The organism is Pararhizobium sp. IMCC21322, from assembly GCF_030758295.1.
GTDB lineage: Bacteria > Pseudomonadota > Alphaproteobacteria > Rhizobiales.
The window spans coordinates 4283357-4301116 of sequence record NZ_CP132335.1; the positions used below are offsets into that span (position 1 = coordinate 4283357).

The following is a 17760-nucleotide window of genomic DNA, read 5'->3' on the forward strand; positions in this document are numbered from 1 at the left end:
TTTTAGAGCACATTTTCTCAATGTTGAACCATTTGATGGTCAAGGGTCTGGGTGGTCTGAAATCTGGCCCTAGCCGCCACTGAGTTCCTTCAGTCCAAGACGTATCAGGGTCTGAGCGTCCGGCGCCTCCCCATCACGTGCAATAATGCGTGCCAATGCGCCGCTTGCCTGAGCCTGCGCATAGCCAAGATTGACCAGCGCGGAAACGGCATCAGCCACCGGAGCAGACGCAACGCCAGATCCCAAATCGCCCTGCAGGCTTAATTCTGCAGACACGGCACCGGTCAGCGCCGGCGATTTGTCTTTCAACTCCGTGACAATGCGCTGTGCAACCTTTGGACCCACTCCTGGCGCTCGGGACACCATGGCCTTGTCCTGAAGGGCAATGGCTGAGGCAAGATCGCTGGAACTCAATGTGCTCAAGATTGCCAGAGCAACTTTGGCACCCACGCCCTGCACAGTCATCAACAGCCGGAACCATTCGCGCTCCGCGCCACTGGCAAACCCGAACAACTTGATTTCCGTCTCGCGCACATGGGTCTCAATAGACAACACCGCCGCCTCCCCGACTTGCGGCAGCGCCTGCAAGGTGGTTGTCGAGGCATGAACCTGATAGCCGACACCGTGAACATCGACGATGACCCAGTCATCGCCATAGGAATCAATTGTGCCTTTTAGTTTGCCGATCATAAGACTTCCCGGATTTGGCGTTGTGACGCCTGTTATGAGGCAATCTGTGATTCGGAGCAACGCAGGCACAAGGACCAGCTCAAAAGAGACGTTTCAGGATTTAAAAAATGCTTCTGCGGCAGCGATAGAACCGCTTTTGCCTTCAATGGCCGCTTCCATTCGGGAGATTTCCTCCCTCAACATCAAAATACCCTCTTGCAGTTCTTCAACAGAGAGATCAGACAAATCTGCTCCAATTGCATGGGCGGATGTTTCAATCTTGCGACCTTCTTCATCATAACGCGGCACATCATTCTCCTGCTTGACCAAGCCAGTATCGCTTTGACACTGTACCACAATGTAAAATGCGGAGTTTTCAAATGTCATCCCCCCTTCCCGATTCAATGCAGGTCATCGCCATTCAAGAACCCGGTGGCCCGGACGTTCTGAAACTACAGGAACGCCGGATTGCCGTTCCCTATGAAGGTGAAGTGCTGATCAAGGTCTCGGCTGCCGGGGTCAATCGACCGGATATCCTTCAACGCCAGGGTGCTTACCCACCACCCAAAGGCGCATCTGATCTGCCCGGACTGGAAGTTGCCGGAACCATCGTCAAGCTGGGCCGCAACACCAGCCGCTATAAAATTGGTGACACCGTATGCGCGCTTTGCCCCGGCGGCGGTTATGCGCAATATGCTGCGGTTCCCGAGGGCCATGCCCTGCCAATCCCGGATGGTCTGGATTTCACGCAGGCCGCAGCCCTGCCTGAAACCTTCTTCACTGTGTGGACAAATGTCTTCCAGCGCGGTGCTTTGCAAAGTGGCGAGACGCTGCTCATCCACGGTGGCAGTTCCGGGATCGGGACGACGGCCATTCAAATTGCAAAAGCGCGTGGTGCAATTGTAATCGCAACCGCAGGCTCAGATGAAAAATGTGCAGCCTGTAAATCCCTGGGCGCAGATCACACCATCAACTATCAAACCACTGATTACGTCGATGCTGTCAAAGACATCACCGGCGGCGCAGGAGCCAATGTCATTTTGGACATGGTGGGCGGTGACTATATTGAACGCAATTACAGGGCAGCAGCCATTGAAGGCCGCATCATCCAGATCGCCTTCCTGAACGGAGCTATAGCCGAGGTGGACTTTACGCGGCTGATGATCAAACGCTTGACCCACACCGGCTCAACCCTGCGTCCCCAATCCGTGGCAGCAAAGGCCAAAATTGCACAGGAACTGGAGGCCGAAATCTGGCCGCTCATTGCCAACGGCACAATAGCGCCCAGGATCGATAAGGTTTTCAGGTTTGAAAATGCTGCCGAAGCCCACACCTATATGGAAACGGGCACCCATATCGGCAAAATTGTCCTGACATTAGATTGAGATGTTTAAGCAAAACAATTGCCAGGCCACAAGACTGGGGGCAGGCCCCGTTAAATTGACATGCGCCGAACGGCAGGATTGCGAACAATTTGATCCTATGCCTGCTCTTAAATCCGGCGTAGTCGGTTCAAGATTTGATAAATGGACATTATCGACACGCGAAGTTCGACATTCAGACGAATGCCACATATTGGTTAAATGGAGACCATCCCATTCTCGGACCGGGGTCTACAAGCACGCTATTCTAACTGTGGGTTGGCGGTTTTGATTCAGGTCAACGCGCGTGACAGCGGGAAGATTATTGTGAATCAAAATGGAGATTGAAAATGTATAAAAATATTCTTGTTCCCATCGCCTTGGACCATGAACGTGACACCGAATCTGCACTTGATCTGGCCCACAAACTCTTGGAAAATGGCGGCAAGATCACAGCCTTGCATGTATTGGAGCATGTCGCCGGATATACCCAACAATATCTGCCCAAGGATCAACTCGCAAAACGGCACATCGAAGCTGAAGCCAATTTGGTCAAAGAGATAGAAGGTCAGAAGCAAATTGAGCCAGTCGTGATCACCGGGCATTCAGGCCGCTCGATTGTTGATTATGCAGAAAGTAACGGGGTGGATTGCATCATCATCGCTTCGCATCGGCCAGGCTTGCAGGACTATTTCCTCGGATCGACAGCCGCACGGGTCGTTCGTCACGCCCACTGCGCTGTGCACGTGATCAGATAGGCGGGTTTCGACGCTCAGCTAAGCGCTCGAAGTTGCCGATTGCTGCTGAATAAATTGATGACCGCCATGCGGACGAGCTGCCGTCTTCAATCTGGATAATTGTCTGGCCCGCGACCATCAATCCTTATGAAATCAGAGGAAAGATGAAGCTGTCGCACCTTTTTTACGGCCCGTTGTTTCAGTCGTGCACACCAATAATACGTCTTTGTCGAGATAGGTATCGGCTGATTTCGATGAAAAAGTCCGTCTTGAAGTAGTCGGTATCAGCTGATTCCAGCCCTTCGCCCTCTTAAATAATAAGTATCCGTCCTGCCTCACCTGACGGCGGTTGATATCGGAAACTGGCGAACAGAAGAACAGGGGATGATACAATCTGAACGCTGCGTGAATGTCCCGTTCAGATTTCATCAATCATGTATGAACCAGGGTCTGGACTCAATTGTTATTTTGAGGGTCAATAAACGACATCAGGAGAAGTAACGATCATTCGCAATCCACACCAAGGAAAGGAACTGGGAATATGAAACATTTAGTTCAAGGTATTGCCATAGCGGTCGCCGCACTCATGCTCTCGTCCACTGTTGGCTTCACTCAGTCATCGAAAGTTGAAAAGAGAGACAATATCAGCATCGAAGCCGTTAAGCGGGTGGATGTTCGAGGACCAAAGCAATTCAAAAGAGTGCTTTCAGGCCGGGTAAAAGGTGAAGGCGGCGGTATCGTCGAATGTCAGCCGATCAACAGTAAGTGGTGCAACGTCGGCTTTACGAAATTCTGTGCGGAAAGTAATGGAATTGGCTCGTCCGATCCCGACGGCGGTCTTATCTGCACATATCCGGGTGCTGACTAGAGTCCGAACTCTGAAAGGCTTTTACAAATTGTCCAAAAGGTTTGTTTTCATCACTGGATGCTGAGACTGCAATTAGCGAGTTGTCCTTGCATTCAATTGAGAAGCTGATCCAGCGTGAAATGCGTCTCGAAGTTGGTGAACCCCATGTTGGGAGAAGAAATCAGACTGTCCCGGAAAAGCTCATTGATTGGGGAACAACTTAAAGCCACCGGTGTTGAGCCGACTTTTCGCAAAATTGGTCGAGCCATGAATGTTTCACCGAGTACTGAACTACGATGGTTCGAACCGGAGGAAGTCGAGCGAGAGGTGGATTTTTGGGCCGGGCATTTTGATGAGGACGGGTCGTTCAAAGGTTTGACCGGCAAAGATAATCTGTTGCGGACAAACTAACTTGTGCAACGCCCGGGCAAGATGGTTGAATATGCAGAAAGTAACGGGGTGGATTGCATTATCATCGCTTCGCATCGGCCGGGCTTGCAGGACTATTTCCTCGGATCGACAGCCGCACGGGTCGTTCGTCACGCCCACTGCGCTGTGCACGTGATCAGATAGGCGGGTTCTAGCGCTTCCTCTAACGGCTCGAGGTTGCCGTTAGCTGCTGAATGGACTGATGGCCGCAATGCGGACGAAGTGAGCTTTCGCTGCGTTCTCACCAATGGCCGCAATGAACACATTCCGACTTCACAATTTGTTGGAACGGACTAACGGCAGACCAATCTGTCAGGATTGATCTGAACTGGAAGCAAGTGCGGCGAGGTTATCGAGCGCCGCAGACCAACCATTGCTGTAATCTTTGAAAAGATCCGGCCCAGCGAGGCTGGCGATTTGCAAAGTGACACGCAGAGCGCTGCCTGTTTCATTCTTCGATATTTCGTGGCTGCAAAGCGAGATCGACATGGTCTGCCCCCCGACGACAAGTGTTTCCGTGAAAGACAAGAACTCCGGTGTGACCACGTGGAAAAGACCAACAGTGTTGAACTCAGGTGCTTCTTTCGGACCGCAGCGGGTTTTTTCATGACCTCCGGCGCGGCAATCATACTCGTCAATGATTACTACGCTGTCGTCATTTGGTGCGCTCCACTTCTGTCGTGTGTCACGGTTGGTTATCACGTAGAACAGACGGTCAGGGGAACAGGCGATGTCGCGTTCTAGAATCAGGGTTTCAAAGTCAGCCATCATTACTTTCCTTCTCAAGATGTTCGGCAAGAGCGGATAGGCGATCAAGTCGACCTTTCCAGATATTGCGCTGCCGGTTCAGCCAATCTTCGGCCGCCGCAATCGGAGCGGCTTCTATATGGACCGTGCGGACGCGGCCGATCTTTTTGGAACGGATTATCCCCGCGGATTCTAGCTTGCCCAAATGCTTCAGGAAGGAGGGCATAGCCATGTCATGAGGCGCGTGCAGTTCCGACACCGGGGCAGGGCCAGTGATAAGGCGTTCGATCACAGCGCGCCGGGTCGGGTCGGCAAGGGCGGAAAAGACGTTATTCAAATTGTTATCCATATGGCTAAGTAATCGGCCCCGCCAGGCACGTCAAGAAAAAAAGGTAGCCGATCGGATAAGTATTTTGGAGGTAACACCTCCATACCAACGATTTGTTGGAGGGCAGCTTAGGCAACGGTGAGATTGAGTAACGGCAGCTTTGCACGCTTCTTACTAGTTCAGGCACCGCGCAGCACCCGTCACTGTGGGCTCCAAACAGTTATTCAAAGTTTTGGATTTAATGGGCCGTGAACCTCGGGCCTGACCCTAATACATAAAATCCGGTCGATTGGCAGTCACACATTGCGCCAACAGCGAAAGCGCCGTATATAGGGTCAAATTCCCATCAACACATTTGTTCGGTGCGGCGCTCCAGCTTAAGAAAAATGGCTGGCGGCAGACGGAGGATTTTGTCTGCTGTACCGTACAGGAATGCGAGGATAAGACATGGCCGCTACTCTTTTGATGCCCAAGGCAACTGCCGTCTGGCTGGTTGACAATACTGGACTGTCATTTGACCAGATTTCCGCTTTCTGCAAATTGCATCCGCTGGAAGTCAAATCCATCGCTGATGGCGAGTTCGCGCAAGGCATCAAGGGCCTCGACCCTATTCAGACCGGTCAGCTGACCCGTGAGGAAATTGACAAAGCGCAGAACGATCCCGCCTATCGCCTCACCCTCTCACCGCCAAAAGTGCGGGTTCCGGAAACCAAGCGCCGTGCCCCGCGCTATACACCTGTCTCACGTCGTCAGGATCGGCCAAATGCCATTTTGTGGCTGGTACGCAATCATCCGGAGTTGAAGGATTCCCAGATCATTCGCCTTGTCGGCACCACCAAACCGACCATTGCAGCCATTCGCGAACGCACCCATTGGAATTCGGCTAATCTGACACCGATGGATCCGGTGACACTTGGTCTTGCCAGCCAGATTAATCTGGATATGGAAGTTACCAAATCCGCCAAGGATGCACCTGCCAAACCGGCTGAAGATGAAGGCGTTACCTTACTGTCGCCGGAAGAGACCACATCTTTGGATGCTTTGGAGCGCGCAAGTGCGGCCCTGTTTGGCGGCGCTGAAATGCCAAGCAAATCCGATATGGAAAATGAAGAAGAACTTGACGCGGATGCTGTTTTTGCAAAATTGAAAAATTTGAAAAGCGACGACACCAGCGATGATACGGAAGTTCAGGAATAATCACTTCGCCTCATCAACTGGTCGCTTGCTTTATGCAAAAGGCAAGCGACCAGACTGAAAAAATCTACGCTTTCAAAGCCTTTTGAATTTCCTTGAAAAGAGTTTGCACTTCCTCAATTGCAAGCTTGTTTCCGCCCTGTTCAAGCACCGAACTGCCCTGCCCCATGGCCGAGGCGTAGGCTGTGCGATTTCCCAACGTAGCCTTGGCCACTGTCGGTCCGTATTTCTGCAGGGCTTCCAGAACTTCGCCCGTCAGTTTTGCCCGGGGTGGCACGCGGTTCAGAACCACCAGCGCAGGCACATCCTCTTTTGCCGCCAGATCCAGTGTCAGCTGCGTTGCCCACAAATCAACCGGTGAGGGCTGCATGGGTATCAGCACAAGATTGGCAGCTTCTATGGCCGGTTGCGCCTCCCGATCAGATTTCGGCGGCGTATCTGCAAATACAAAATCATGATCACGGGCCATGGCGCGGGCCTCACGACGTGCCCCCCAACCACTTGCGGTTCGAAAACTGAAGCCGGCGGCTTCTTCACCCAGGAATTCTTCACGGGCTTCAAACCATTCCCCCAAACTGCCCTGGGGGTCCACATCCAGCAAAGCAACGGATGCACCTTTTTTGGACAGCAGGGCCGCAGCAGCCATGTGGGCTGTCAATGTGGTTTTTCCTGACCCACCCTTTTGCTGAGCTATGGTAATAATGGTTCCGGTCATGGCGACAGCCTTTTCAAAAATGAACAGGTATCATGACATATTGCACTGCACAATCGCAAGTGATCTAAACAACGGGCCTCTTCGCGCGCTGCAAAAACCGTCAAGTTTCCCCGACAGGTACCGTATAATTCAACGCGAGACGCCCGCCATCAGCATAAATCGTCTGTCCAGTGATGTAGCTGGCATCATCCGATGCCAGAAATGCGGCAATGGAAGCAATCTCGGACGCTTCGCCAATACGCCCCATCGGCGTACGTGACAGAATTCGATTCTTGGCTTCCGGGTCATTATTTACCGCAGCCAGAATATCTGTGTTGATGGAACCGGGTCCAATCGCGTTAACGCGAATGCCCCGGCTTGCCAGCGAAAGTGCCATAACCTTGGTCAATTGCTGAACACCACCTTTTGAGATGGAGTACGGCACCTGAGTTGGAATTGCGACCTGTGCATTGATGCTGGACATGTTGATGATTGATCCGGGCGCTCGTCCCTCTTCAATCTGATCCACCATTTGCCGTGCAGCGGCCTGGCCACACAGAAATGCGCCCTTCAGATTGACCTGCATGACCCGGTCAAAATCCTCCTCGGAGATATCCAGAAAATCATCACTGTGAATAATACCTGCATTGTTGATCAGAACATCCAGCGAGTTGAAGCTGTCGAGCGTGGCGGCCATCAGGTTGCGAACTGAAAGCCGGTCCCCCACATCGCAATGGACAAAACGCACATCACCCGATTCCTTAAGAGACTTTTCGGCTTTATTGCCCGCTTTCTCATCCACATCAGCAATAATGACTTGCGCTCCCTGTTCCAGAAAGCGACGCGCGCATGCAAGGCCAATACCCTTAGCACCACCCGTTACGACGGCGGTCTTGTCATCCAATGTCATGAAAAATCCATTGCTTGTGTCACTGACCCGACCATGCCGTTTTCAGCCATCAAGTTCAAGCACAAGGAAGACGCAGCCAAAGGTCTTTTGCTTCAGCCAGCTTCCAGCACGGCGGCAATCTCGTCCAGAATGGCAGGATCATCAATTGTTGCTGGCACGGGATAAGGTTCCTTATTGGCAATTTTCTGCATGGTCGCCCGCAAAATCTTGCCGGATCGTGTTTTTGGCAGACGCAAGACAGTCGCGACACGCTTGAATGCGGCAACAGGTCCAATGGTTTCACGCACCAGTTTGATGACTTCCGCCTCGATTGTTGCATCGGCGCGGTCAACACCGGAATTGAGGATCAGAAATCCCATAGGAAGCTGACCTTTCACCGCGTCATTCACGCCCACAACAGCGCATTCGGCAACATCTGGATGATTGGCAATTGCCTCCTCAATGGCGCCGGTGGAAAGGCGGTGGCCAGCTACATTAATGATGTCATCGGTACGGGACATGATGAACAGATAGCCGTCATCATCGATATATCCGGCATCGCCGGTTTTGTAGAAGCCCGGAAACTCTGCAAGATAGGCTTCTTTAAATCGCTCATCATCTTTCCACAATGTGGGCAGGCACGATGGCGGCAATGGCAATTTCACAACAATATTGCCCAATGTTCCCGCTGCCGCAGCATGCCCTTCATCATCAAGCACCTGAACATCATAACCGGGCATGGGGACCGAGGGAGATCCCTTCTTGATGGGCAATGTGCCCAATCCAACCGGATTTCCAGCAATTGCCCAACCGGTTTCGGTCTGCCACCAATGGTCAATCACCGGCACCCCAAGTCGATCCTCGGCCCAGGAAATTGTATCGGGATCAGCACGTTCTCCAGCCAGGAACAGCGTTCGCAGACTGGAAATATCGTAATTTTCCAGATACTTGCCTTTTGGGTCTTCTTTCTTGATAGCGCGAAAGGCTGTGGGCGCTGTGAACAACGCCGCGACCTTATGCTCTTCAATGATCCGCCAGAACGTACCCGGGTCCGGCGTTCCAACGGGTTTGCCTTCAAACAGAAGCGTGGTGCAGCCCCGAAGCAATGGCGCATAGACAATATAGGAGTGGCCAACCACCCAGCCCACATCAGATGCTGCCCAGAAAACATCTCCCGGTTCCATGTCATAGACGGCAGACATCGACCAATTCAAGGCAACCATGTGGCCGCCAACATCACGCACCACACCTTTGGGCTGACCGGTCGTGCCTGATGTGTAGAGAATGTAAAGCGGGTCTGTTGCCTTCAGGGGTACACAGTCACTCGTCCGACCCTGCGCTTTTGCTTCTGAGAGTTCTTTTCCATAGTCGAAATCCCGCCCGTCAATCATCGTGGCAGACGCCTGTTCTCGTTGAACGATAAGGCACGCACCTGGCTTGTGAACGGCAATCTCGATCGCTTCATCCAGCAACGGCTTGTATTCGACAATCCGGTTGGGCTCGATACCGCAGGAAGCGCTGATGATTAGTTTGGGCCGGCAGGCATTGATACGTTTTGCCAGCTCATTGGCGGCAAACCCGCCAAACACAACAGAATGGACAGCGCCGATGCGGGCGCAAGCCAGCATTGCAACCACGGCTTCGGGAACCATCGGCATGTAAATGACCACTCGGTCGCCAGCGCTCACACCGTGGCTGAGCAAAATTGCGCCGAGTGCCGAGACGTCCTGCTTCAATTCAGCAAAGGAAATGCTGCGTTTTGTCCCGGTAACCGCGCTGTCATAGATGATGGCTGCCTGCCCGGGCCGGTCTCGATCAGCATGCCGGTCGACACAATTGTAGCATGTGTTCCCTACGGCATCGGGAAACCAGCGACCATAAACCCCGAGATCGGCATCGAAAGCCCTGCTTGGTGGCGTCGACCAGTCAATCTCTCTGGAAGCCTGCATCCAGAATGATTCAGGATCATTTTTCCAGCTGTCATAAATATCAAAATAACGGCTCGTCACAGGCAACACCCTCCCCGGTATCCGCACGTGATTGTTTTATGAACCCTAAGAGAGCCTATGACATCTGTCTACTGAACCTTGGTGGTAAAGCCAGCGTTTTGGCAGGTCTCCGGAAAGACAAAATGAGCGTTGATCTGCGCATAATTAATGAACACGCATCAACAACGTCGAAAATAACAGATGAACTGAAAAGCTCAGAGCACAAATTTAAAATCAATATTTCATTATAAATTTCAATATGATAAATAAATTAACTTGAATTAAATTAATAATTCAATTTCAAGCCTGATTTAGACATTTAACTTGATTTCCATTAATGATCATTGTCGCCAACACCGAGCAGTCAAATGCCAACCCTCTGCGCAGATATGGCTACACAGAAAACGGCCCGCGTCCAAAACAGCCGACTGAAAACCCTCAATACGGATCACGCCACAAGATTGAGGGCATACAGGTGCTTCTGCTACCATGGCGGGAGAAAAAATCGATATTTTGGCTGCTTTGGAGACAAAAAGACTTGCGCAGCATTGAGTGTAAAGGCATTTAGGGCGCATGATTACAGACCCATACTTCTATCTGGCCGCAATCCCTGCAGTTTTGTTCGTTGGAATTTCAAAAGGCGGTCTTGGGGCGATTGCCCTGTTTGGCGTGCCAATTATGGCCTTGGTTATTTCGCCGGTTCAGGCAGCTGCCATCATGCTTCCTATACTTCTTATAATGGATGTTGTGGCAATCAAATCCTATTGGGGTGTGTTTGACCGGCAGATGTTGAAAGACATGCTTCCGGCCGGAACCGCTGGAATTGCGTTTGGATGGGCGACTGCAGTTTATGTGGATGATGTCATGCTCAGGCTTCTGCTGGGCATCATGACACTGCTGTTTACGTTGAAGCACTTTTTCTGGAGAGACACCGGTCCAGCCAAGCCAAGGAATGCGGTCAAGGCCGCAGCAGCCGGGTTTGGAGCGGGATATACAAGCTTCGTCAGCCACGCCGGGGCGCCGCCATATCAACTCTATTCACTGCCATTGAAAATGGACCGGCGTATATTTGCAGGCACTTCGGTGATTTTCTTTGCCGCCATGAATGCCATCAAGATGATCCCCTATTTTGCACTCGGGCAGTTGGATACAACAAACCTCACGACATCAGCCGTTCTGATGCCGCTGGCCTTTGTCTCAACGCTTATTGGCATCTGGCTGGTCAAAATTGTCAGCCAGACTGCTTTCTACCGCATTATGTACAGTGCCCTCTTTCTGGTATCCCTGAAACTGATCTGGGATGGCCTGGTGGGATATCACCTTGTCTAGAGTCTGAACCCGGTTGGGAGACTGATTTGTGTTTAGACCCCGGGAATTAGACCCCTGGAAAAAGCACCACTTATTGTAACCTTCATGCCTTTTAAACGTTATGGTAGCAAAGCGTTAAACATCCCACCAGAACTGCGACTTAATTAAGGTGCGTTAACCGGTCGTTAGAACCTTTCTTGGCAATTTGCATCAGCGCCCCAGAAGCGGGCTGCGAGTTTTTAGTTCCAAGAAAGGACAACTACCATGGGTTCCGATATTACACTTTCCAAAGCCGTCCGCGGCAATCTGCTTTCCCTGCAGAGCACTTCCGATTTGCTTACGAAGACACAGGAGCGCCTCTCTACCGGCCTCAAAGTGAATTCAGCTTTGGATAATCCAACCAACTTTTTCACAGCTTCTTCATTGAACAGCCGCGCGAGCGATTTGAGCCGCCTGCTGGACTCTGTTGGCAACGCCACACAGACATTGGAAGCTGCCGACAATGGCATCTCCGCCATCACCGACCTTGTTGAAGCCGCTCAGGCGACAGCCCGTCAGGCCCTGCAGACATCTTCAGGCATCACAGGTGGTACAACGACCATCGCATCCGCAACCGGTACAGGCGCAGCAATCGGAGCTGACACAGCCGCAGCGCTCGAAGGATCGGCAACAAACGACCTTGCTGGAACAACTTCCGCCGCTGTTCTGGAAGGTGGCGCACTGACTGGAACCGACGCTGCTTCCACCCTTGGCGCAGCAGCTGACAGCTTCGAGCTTTCGATTGGTGGCGACACATATACATTCGATCTGTTTGACAGTGGCACTGCCGCTTATGCAGGGGCCAATGTCGGCATCGACATTGCAGCCGGTGAGACAATTGCTGATGCGATTACCGCTATCAATGGTGCTCTGGCAGCTGATGGCAATAGCGCTGCCATCAACGGCTCCGGCAATTTTGAAATCACTGCAGGCGATACCGCTGATACAATCACAATTGATCCGAACACCAATTCGACAGCAGGGTTCCTGACTGCGCTGGGTGTTTCATCAGGCGGGACAGCGGCTCCAACAACTGATTTATCAGCTTCACAGATCGCAGCTGATGGTGATTCATTTGAGTTGTCCGTTGGATCCAACACATATTCATTCGATTTCTTTGACAGTGGTACAGCTGCCTATGCCGGCGCCAATATCGGCATCGACATTGCAGCCGGTGAAGAAATCGCCGATGTCATTGCTGCCATTGATTCTGCTCTTTCTGCTGACGGCAACGGCGCTTCCATCAACGGCTCTGGAAACCTGGAAGTCACTGCAGGTGCAACTGGCGAAACCGTCACAATCGATCCGAATGCGACCTCCACAGCTGGCGTGTTGACTTCACTTGGTCTGACGTCCGGTGATACTGCTGATACAACAAATGCTGATCTTGCAGCATTGGCTGGTAGCGACCTGACAGCTGATGTAGGTAGTGCAAGCTTCTCCTACAGCTTCACAGCAGCCAGCACCAAAGCGGATCTGGATGCACAATTGGCAACCTTCGCCACTGACAACGCTGAAGTGGCCGTTGCATCAACAGACGCAAGTGGTAACCTGACAATCACTGCCGCAGAGGAAACAGACAGCGTTACTCTTGGCGGTACGGCTCTGACCAGCTTCGGTACAAACCTCACGACAACAGCAATCGACCCAGTAACAACTGGCGGTACGAACCGTCGTGAAGACCTGGAAACCGATTTCAATGAGCTTCTGGTCCAGATTGACGAATTGAAAAATGATGCTGGTTTCAACGGCAAGAACCTGCTTGATGGTGATGATCTGAAAGTGACCTTCAACGAAGATGGTAGCAGTTCACTGACCATCGGCGGCGTAGACTTTGACAGTGCGGGCCTTGGGTTGAGTTCAGTAACTGCCGGTGACTTTGATACAGATGCAAACATTGAGGCAACTCTTGCTACGCTGGATACGGCAACCTCAACTTTGCGGTCGCAGGCATCAAAATTCGGTTCCAACCTGTCCGTTGTGGAAACTCGTGAGAGCTTCACCAAGGAAACAATCAACACTCTGGAAACAGGTGCTGCCAACCTGACACTTGCTGATCTCAACGAAGAAGGCGCGAACCTGCTGTCGCTCCAGACACGTCAGTCCTTGTCTTCCACAGCACTCTCTCTGGCTTCTCAGGCCGATCAGAACGTGCTGCGGTTGCTCTAAGCTCCGTCAAAAAATTGAATTAAGAAGGCAGGTGCCCTGGCACCTGCCTTTTTTATTAGCTGACGGTTCTGCTATAACCCAATGTGAAAGGATTAATCCATGTCACTGCGCGTTGAACTGAAGCCAAATGAAAAAATGATCGTCGGCCAAACCGTCATTACGAATGGCGATCAACGAACGAAGCTGACAATTGACGGAAACACGCCAATACTTCGCGCAAAGGACATATTGCTGCCCGAGCAGGCCGATACGCCTGCCAAATGCGTCGCACTGGTTGTTCAAACGATGTACCTGTCAGACACTCCGGAACAGCATCACTCTGATTATTTCAAATTAATCAATGAGATAGTCGCAGCTGCCCCCAGCACCATCGTTCATATTGAGGCAATAAATAACCTGATATTAACCAATGAATTGTACAAAGCATTGAGAGCGACAAAGGCTCTGATAGCATATGAAGGGGAGTTGCTAGCACATGCAACAGGCGGCGCAAATTTATCAGAAGACACAACAGACAACAACTAGCCCACGGCAGTTGGAAGCTCGGCTTTTACTGAAGGCCGCTCACCGGCTGGAAGACGTCAACAAAGATGAAGCGCTGGACCGTGACGCAATGCGCGACGCCCTTGCTTACAACAAGAAAATCTGGACGTTGTTTGTAACTGCCGTCACAGAAGAAGACAGTCCCTTGCCGACAAACATTCGCGAAAACATTGCCAATCTCGGCATCTTTGTTTTCAAACAAACCCGCATGGCTGAAGGCCGTATGGACAAGAGCGTTCTGGGCTCCCTGATTTCGATCAATCGCGAAATTGCTGGCGGTCTGCGCGGCTAAGCCCCAAAATGCGTCAGCAGAGTTTTTCTGCTGACGACGACAATCTGAAATGACCAGTATTTCAGCGCATTTGGATCAGACAAACACAGCGTCTGAACCACTGAAAATCACCCCGACAAGACAAATTTTAGATGTAATTCACCAGCGACATGTCGAACAGGATCGACGTAGCGCGATAACTTGCTTCCAGTCGGGTCTGCAAAGTCAGAAGGTTGACTGAAACTTCATTCAGATCGGCACTTTCGATGCCGTCGACCAACGTCTTCAGCGTTCCGGTTTTCACATTATGGCGCGTATTTGCGTTATTGGCGGCACTGCGTGCTGCACTCAACTCGCCGGCAATCTGCTCCAGTTTCTGGACACCTGCAGGATAAGAAATATTCTGCAGTGTTTTATCGGCAAGAAGACCGTAACGTATCTCGTCATTCTGGTTGTCTTCGGTGAACGTACTGCTGGAGAAAACAGCAAGATTTTGCACCAGAACCCGAAAGGCTTCCTCATTTGCACGCGCGCCATAGGAAACGGTCAGATTGTCATCAATTCGGGCCGTGGCCGTACTGCGCGCGGAATCCGTACTGTTATCACCCGTGTACCAGAACACCGTATCGCTCTCGGTGCCATCTCGCAGACCGGTTGCGCTGTCAAAAGGTGGGCCGTCAATCCTCTGTGGCACGCCGCCGCCATCATAGTCAAAAAAATCTGCGCCTGCCGCCATGGCAGATGCTGCGCGCACATCAACGGCAGTCAGTTGCTCAAGCGTATCAGTCAGAGCCGCCGCAAGGTTTGAAGCCGTAGCATCCGGTGTTGCACCAATTTCGAAGGCATTGTCGCTGCCTTGTCCGGCTGCGGCGGCAACCAGTTCAATATTTTGTGTCGTGCCGTCGGGCAATGTGACACTCACTGACAGCGTTTCACCCGCTATCGGTTGCCCGGTAAACTCCACATCAAATGTCGCAGGCGCAGCAGTGGGTCCGGTCAGCACCGTGTTTGTCAAACCGTTGGAAACGCCTTCAATTTTCACGCCGAAGGGGTGCACACCGTCTTCGGCCATTTGAACTTGCGTCGTTGAGGGTTGAGTGACATCAACCCGTCCGGTTCCCGAAGCACCTGTGTCCGCCAACAGCCGTTCATCGCGATGCTGTACAAAGCCGGCGCGGTTGCCTTCACCATCCATGACGGCATTGACTGTCTCGACCGGCTTATTGGAAACATCCTGACCCGCGAACAGATAACGGCCTCCCGCCTCAGAATTCAGCATAGAGAGCGTTTCGCCCAGGAGATTGTGCGATGTGACCTGGCCTTGTGACCTGCCGTCACCAAGCAGTTGGTAGATATTGGGGTCCATACTGCCGCGCGCTTCAGTTGCCACGCCATCCATACGCGTCAGCACCTGATCGGAAATACTCAGCCGCAGTTCAATCAGCGTAATGCTGGACTGATAGGATTCCAGTCGGGACACGTCACTGCGAAAGGCAATTGAAAGGCTGCGTTCACTGCCAATACCCGCATAGGTCTCTGACTTTCGCCCGGTCGCAAGCTGTTGCTCAAGACCCGACATGGACTGGCGCAATTGCACAAGATCGCGAACGATTGAAGTAGAGCGGGAACCGACAAGAGCATCAACCATTCTATATCCTTATGATGGTTTCAAGCAGTTCCTGGACCACCTGCATAACCCGTGCATTGGCGGCATAGGCTGTCTGTAGCTCAACCAGACGGGCCATCTCTCGGTCAATCGAAACCTCGGTGCTCTCTGAAAAGCGATTTTGCAGAATATCGATGACATTGCTTTGGCTGTTCGCGCTGTTTGCCGCCTGCTCTGCCTCTGCACCGCGCACCGATATGATCTGCGATACAAGATCGTCGACAGTGCCGGAGAAAGGTGCTGATACTGTACCAATACCGCTTTCCGACGCGTAGGAGTTAACTGTTCCGGTCAGGGCATCGAACAAAAACAACGGCCGGGCGGAATCGCCATCCAGAGTTTCCGGGCTGGTCTCATAAATCACAAGACGGGAATTATCTTCAATCAGATTGCTGTTCACTGCGATCCGGCTTGAGAAGCCCTGAAGCTGAGAGGTTCCATCCTGAGAGTTGGAAAATGATGTGCCCCCGACATCAACAAAAAACGGCAGCGCCACGCCTTCACCAGTCAGCGAAGTTGAGGTGATCTGCGCATCAAAGCTGACAATTTCAACAGCGTTGACGACACCATCATCCAGAATTCGAATCGTATCACCACCTTCATCAGACACCTGAAAGCTGCCGCCCAGCGCTGATTGAATTTGGGAAATCACCGAACTCGTGCCACCAGAAAAATCGATACCGATAACGGTATCATCTGATCGTCCGGTCACACTGTCAGACAGCGGCAGGGACTCCGGGTCATCAACACGCACAAAACTGATCGTGCTCTCTTGACCGCTCGACACATTTGAAACGGTGAAGCTTATGGGATTGCCAGCCTGCAGACCGGTCAGATTCAGATCAAACCCATCCTGCGTGCCTGAAGTAACCGCAGTTCCTTCTTCGGTTCGGTTGCCAAGCGCTGATGCCATGGCCGCGGCGAACTGATCCAACTGCCCCTGCGCCTCCACCAGAATGTCATCTCTGAGATCGCGTGCAGCCGCAACGGAGCCATTGCGCAGCAAGCCTGGCTGCAGCAGGTCCACCTTCGAACCGCTGGTAGTCACCAGATTGATGGTTCCAACGCTTCTGTCGTCAGACTTGAAATCATAGGCCGTTTCCGTGGTGACCTGACCACGGCTGTCAAATTCAAGAACAGCGGCTGTACCATCGAACAATGAGGCACCGCCGGCGGTGCTGATGCGAACACCTCCCTTGTTATCCTTGGAAATCTGCACGTCCAGATACTGGGCCAGTTGATCAACATAGATATCGCGTTGATCTTCAAGATCAGCAGTCCCGCTGGAACTGCTGGAATTGGCCAGGATCCGGTCATTGAGGCGTTGTATGTTCTGAAGCGCCGCGTTCATTTCTCTGACGCTGTCACGCAGGAACGTTTCGTTTTCCTGCCGCATGGTTTGAACGTCGTCACTCAGGGAGTTCAGCTGACCTGCAAGCACCTGACCGGATGTAATCGCCTCTGAACGGGTGGCATAACTCTCCGGTGTGGTCGCCAAGCCTTCCAGCGCACTTGTAAAACTGCTGAAAAGGACATCCAGCCCATTGGTGCCACCAGGTGTGCCGAACAATTCATCAAGGCGTGACTGATAGGAATCAATCCGTTCAGCATAACGGCCGCTGGCACTTTCGGTGCGGAGTTGCGTTTGAATGGCTTCGTCAAGCGAGCGCTGAATGCGGGTCGAGTCAAGACCAATGACCCGGCCATCTTCCACCAGCGAAGTCTGATCAATCGTTTTTGCTGTGTATCCGGGCGTGTCAGCATTCGCGATATTCGTCGCGGTCAACTGAAGCCCGCGCTGATTTGCGTTCAGTCCGGACAGTGCCATGGATAGCGCGGATGTCAGGCCCATTTCAGTGCCTCCTGAAGCAGATCACAGAC

The 17760-nt window shown here is 52.1% G+C and carries 19 protein-coding genes; 10 read left to right on the forward strand and 9 right to left on the reverse strand.

Translation table 11 applies throughout. The features are described 5' to 3' along the window. Positions 1–69: 69 nt before the first annotated feature. Positions 70–690, reverse strand: a complete 621-nt coding sequence (gene ruvA / locus RAL91_RS20305) for a Holliday junction branch migration protein RuvA (protein WP_306258071.1) — start codon at positions 688–690, stop codon at positions 70–72. A gap of 93 nt (positions 691–783) precedes the next feature. Next, positions 784–1056 carry a DUF1192 domain-containing protein gene (locus tag RAL91_RS20310; protein WP_306258072.1) on the reverse strand — a complete coding sequence of 91 codons (273 nt, stop codon included), beginning with the start codon at positions 1054–1056 and terminating at the stop codon, positions 784–786. Here RAL91_RS20310 and RAL91_RS20315 point away from each other — a divergent pair. The 5 genes from RAL91_RS20315 to RAL91_RS20335 all read left to right on the forward strand — a co-directional run bounded on the left by RAL91_RS20315 (position 1050) and on the right by RAL91_RS20335 (position 4187). After that, positions 1050–2054, forward strand: a complete 1005-nt coding sequence (locus RAL91_RS20315; protein ID WP_306258073.1) for an NAD(P)H-quinone oxidoreductase — start codon at positions 1050–1052, stop codon at positions 2052–2054. The two genes, RAL91_RS20310 and RAL91_RS20315, sit on opposite strands and share 7 nt — an antisense overlap. 326 nt (positions 2055–2380) lie before the next feature. Beyond that, on the forward strand, positions 2381–2788 hold the full coding sequence (locus tag RAL91_RS20320; protein WP_306258074.1) for a universal stress protein: 408 nt from the start codon (positions 2381–2383) through the stop codon (positions 2786–2788). Between the two features lie 520 nt (positions 2789–3308). Then, a complete protein-coding gene (locus RAL91_RS20325; RefSeq protein ID WP_306258075.1) occupies positions 3309–3635 on the forward strand; it encodes a hypothetical protein in 327 nt (108 codons plus the stop codon). 144 nt (positions 3636–3779) lie between these two features. Then, positions 3780–4025 (forward strand): hypothetical protein, encoded by a 246-nt coding sequence (locus RAL91_RS20330; protein ID WP_306258076.1) that lies wholly within the window; start codon positions 3780–3782, stop codon positions 4023–4025. 21 nt (positions 4026–4046) lie between these two features. Further along, positions 4047–4187, forward strand: coding sequence for a universal stress protein (locus tag RAL91_RS20335; RefSeq protein WP_371932559.1), 141 nt, complete (start codon positions 4047–4049; stop codon positions 4185–4187). 168 nt (positions 4188–4355) lie between these two features. On the opposite strand, the gene RAL91_RS20340 is transcribed toward RAL91_RS20335, so the two are convergent. Together RAL91_RS20340 and RAL91_RS20345 are read right to left on the reverse strand one after the other, a co-directional pair. After that, entirely contained in the window at positions 4356–4811 is a 456-nt protein-coding gene (locus RAL91_RS20340; RefSeq protein WP_306258077.1) for an SRPBCC domain-containing protein, read from the reverse strand. Then, positions 4804–5127, reverse strand: a complete 324-nt coding sequence (locus tag RAL91_RS20345; protein ID WP_306258078.1) for a metalloregulator ArsR/SmtB family transcription factor — start codon at positions 5125–5127, stop codon at positions 4804–4806. Before RAL91_RS20345 ends, RAL91_RS20340 begins: the two co-directional genes overlap by 8 nt. Positions 5128–5565: 438 nt before the next feature. Here RAL91_RS20345 and RAL91_RS20350 point away from each other — a divergent pair, with 438 nt between their 5' ends. Beyond that, positions 5566–6315, forward strand: a complete 750-nt coding sequence (locus RAL91_RS20350; protein WP_306258079.1) for a DUF1013 domain-containing protein — start codon at positions 5566–5568, stop codon at positions 6313–6315. Positions 6316–6379: 64 nt separating this feature from the next. On the opposite strand, the gene parA is transcribed toward RAL91_RS20350, so the two are convergent. The 3 genes from parA to RAL91_RS20365 form a co-directional block, all read right to left on the reverse strand. After that, positions 6380–7027: a ParA family partition ATPase gene (gene parA / locus RAL91_RS20355; RefSeq protein WP_306258080.1), complete on the reverse strand. Its 648-nt coding sequence runs from the start codon at positions 7025–7027 to the stop codon at positions 6380–6382. 100 nt (positions 7028–7127) lie between these two features. After that, positions 7128–7916 carry an SDR family NAD(P)-dependent oxidoreductase gene (locus tag RAL91_RS20360; RefSeq protein ID WP_306258081.1) on the reverse strand — a complete coding sequence of 263 codons (789 nt, stop codon included), beginning with the start codon at positions 7914–7916 and terminating at the stop codon, positions 7128–7130. A gap of 92 nt (positions 7917–8008) precedes the next feature. Then, positions 8009–9904 carry a propionyl-CoA synthetase gene (locus RAL91_RS20365; RefSeq protein ID WP_306258082.1) on the reverse strand — a complete coding sequence of 632 codons (1896 nt, stop codon included), beginning with the start codon at positions 9902–9904 and terminating at the stop codon, positions 8009–8011. A gap of 552 nt (positions 9905–10456) precedes the next feature. Between RAL91_RS20365 and RAL91_RS20370 the strand changes: the two genes are divergently transcribed. The 4 genes from RAL91_RS20370 to RAL91_RS20385 all read left to right on the forward strand — a co-directional run bounded on the left by RAL91_RS20370 (position 10457) and on the right by RAL91_RS20385 (position 14234). Continuing rightward, positions 10457–11212 (forward strand): sulfite exporter TauE/SafE family protein, encoded by a 756-nt coding sequence (locus tag RAL91_RS20370; RefSeq protein WP_306258083.1) that lies wholly within the window; start codon positions 10457–10459, stop codon positions 11210–11212. Positions 11213–11455: 243 nt separating this feature from the next. After that, positions 11456–13399 carry a flagellin gene (locus tag RAL91_RS20375; protein ID WP_306258084.1) on the forward strand — a complete coding sequence of 648 codons (1944 nt, stop codon included), beginning with the start codon at positions 11456–11458 and terminating at the stop codon, positions 13397–13399. A gap of 99 nt (positions 13400–13498) precedes the next feature. Then, positions 13499–13924 (forward strand): flagellar biosynthesis repressor FlbT, encoded by a 426-nt coding sequence (gene flbT, locus RAL91_RS20380; RefSeq protein ID WP_306258085.1) that lies wholly within the window; start codon positions 13499–13501, stop codon positions 13922–13924. A 10-nt stretch (positions 13925–13934) separates the two neighbouring features. Continuing rightward, on the forward strand, positions 13935–14234 hold the full coding sequence (locus tag RAL91_RS20385; RefSeq protein WP_306258086.1) for a flagellar biosynthesis regulator FlaF: 300 nt from the start codon (positions 13935–13937) through the stop codon (positions 14232–14234). A gap of 127 nt (positions 14235–14361) precedes the next feature. On the opposite strand, the gene RAL91_RS20390 is transcribed toward RAL91_RS20385, so the two are convergent. Both RAL91_RS20390 and flgK read right to left on the reverse strand, forming a co-directional pair. Then, positions 14362–15861, reverse strand: coding sequence for a flagellin (locus RAL91_RS20390; RefSeq protein ID WP_306258087.1), 1500 nt, complete (start codon positions 15859–15861; stop codon positions 14362–14364). A 1-nt stretch (position 15862) separates the two neighbouring features. Continuing rightward, a complete protein-coding gene (flgK, locus tag RAL91_RS20395; RefSeq protein WP_306258088.1) occupies positions 15863–17731 on the reverse strand; it encodes a flagellar hook-associated protein FlgK in 1869 nt (622 codons plus the stop codon). Positions 17732–17760 lie beyond the last annotated feature (29 nt).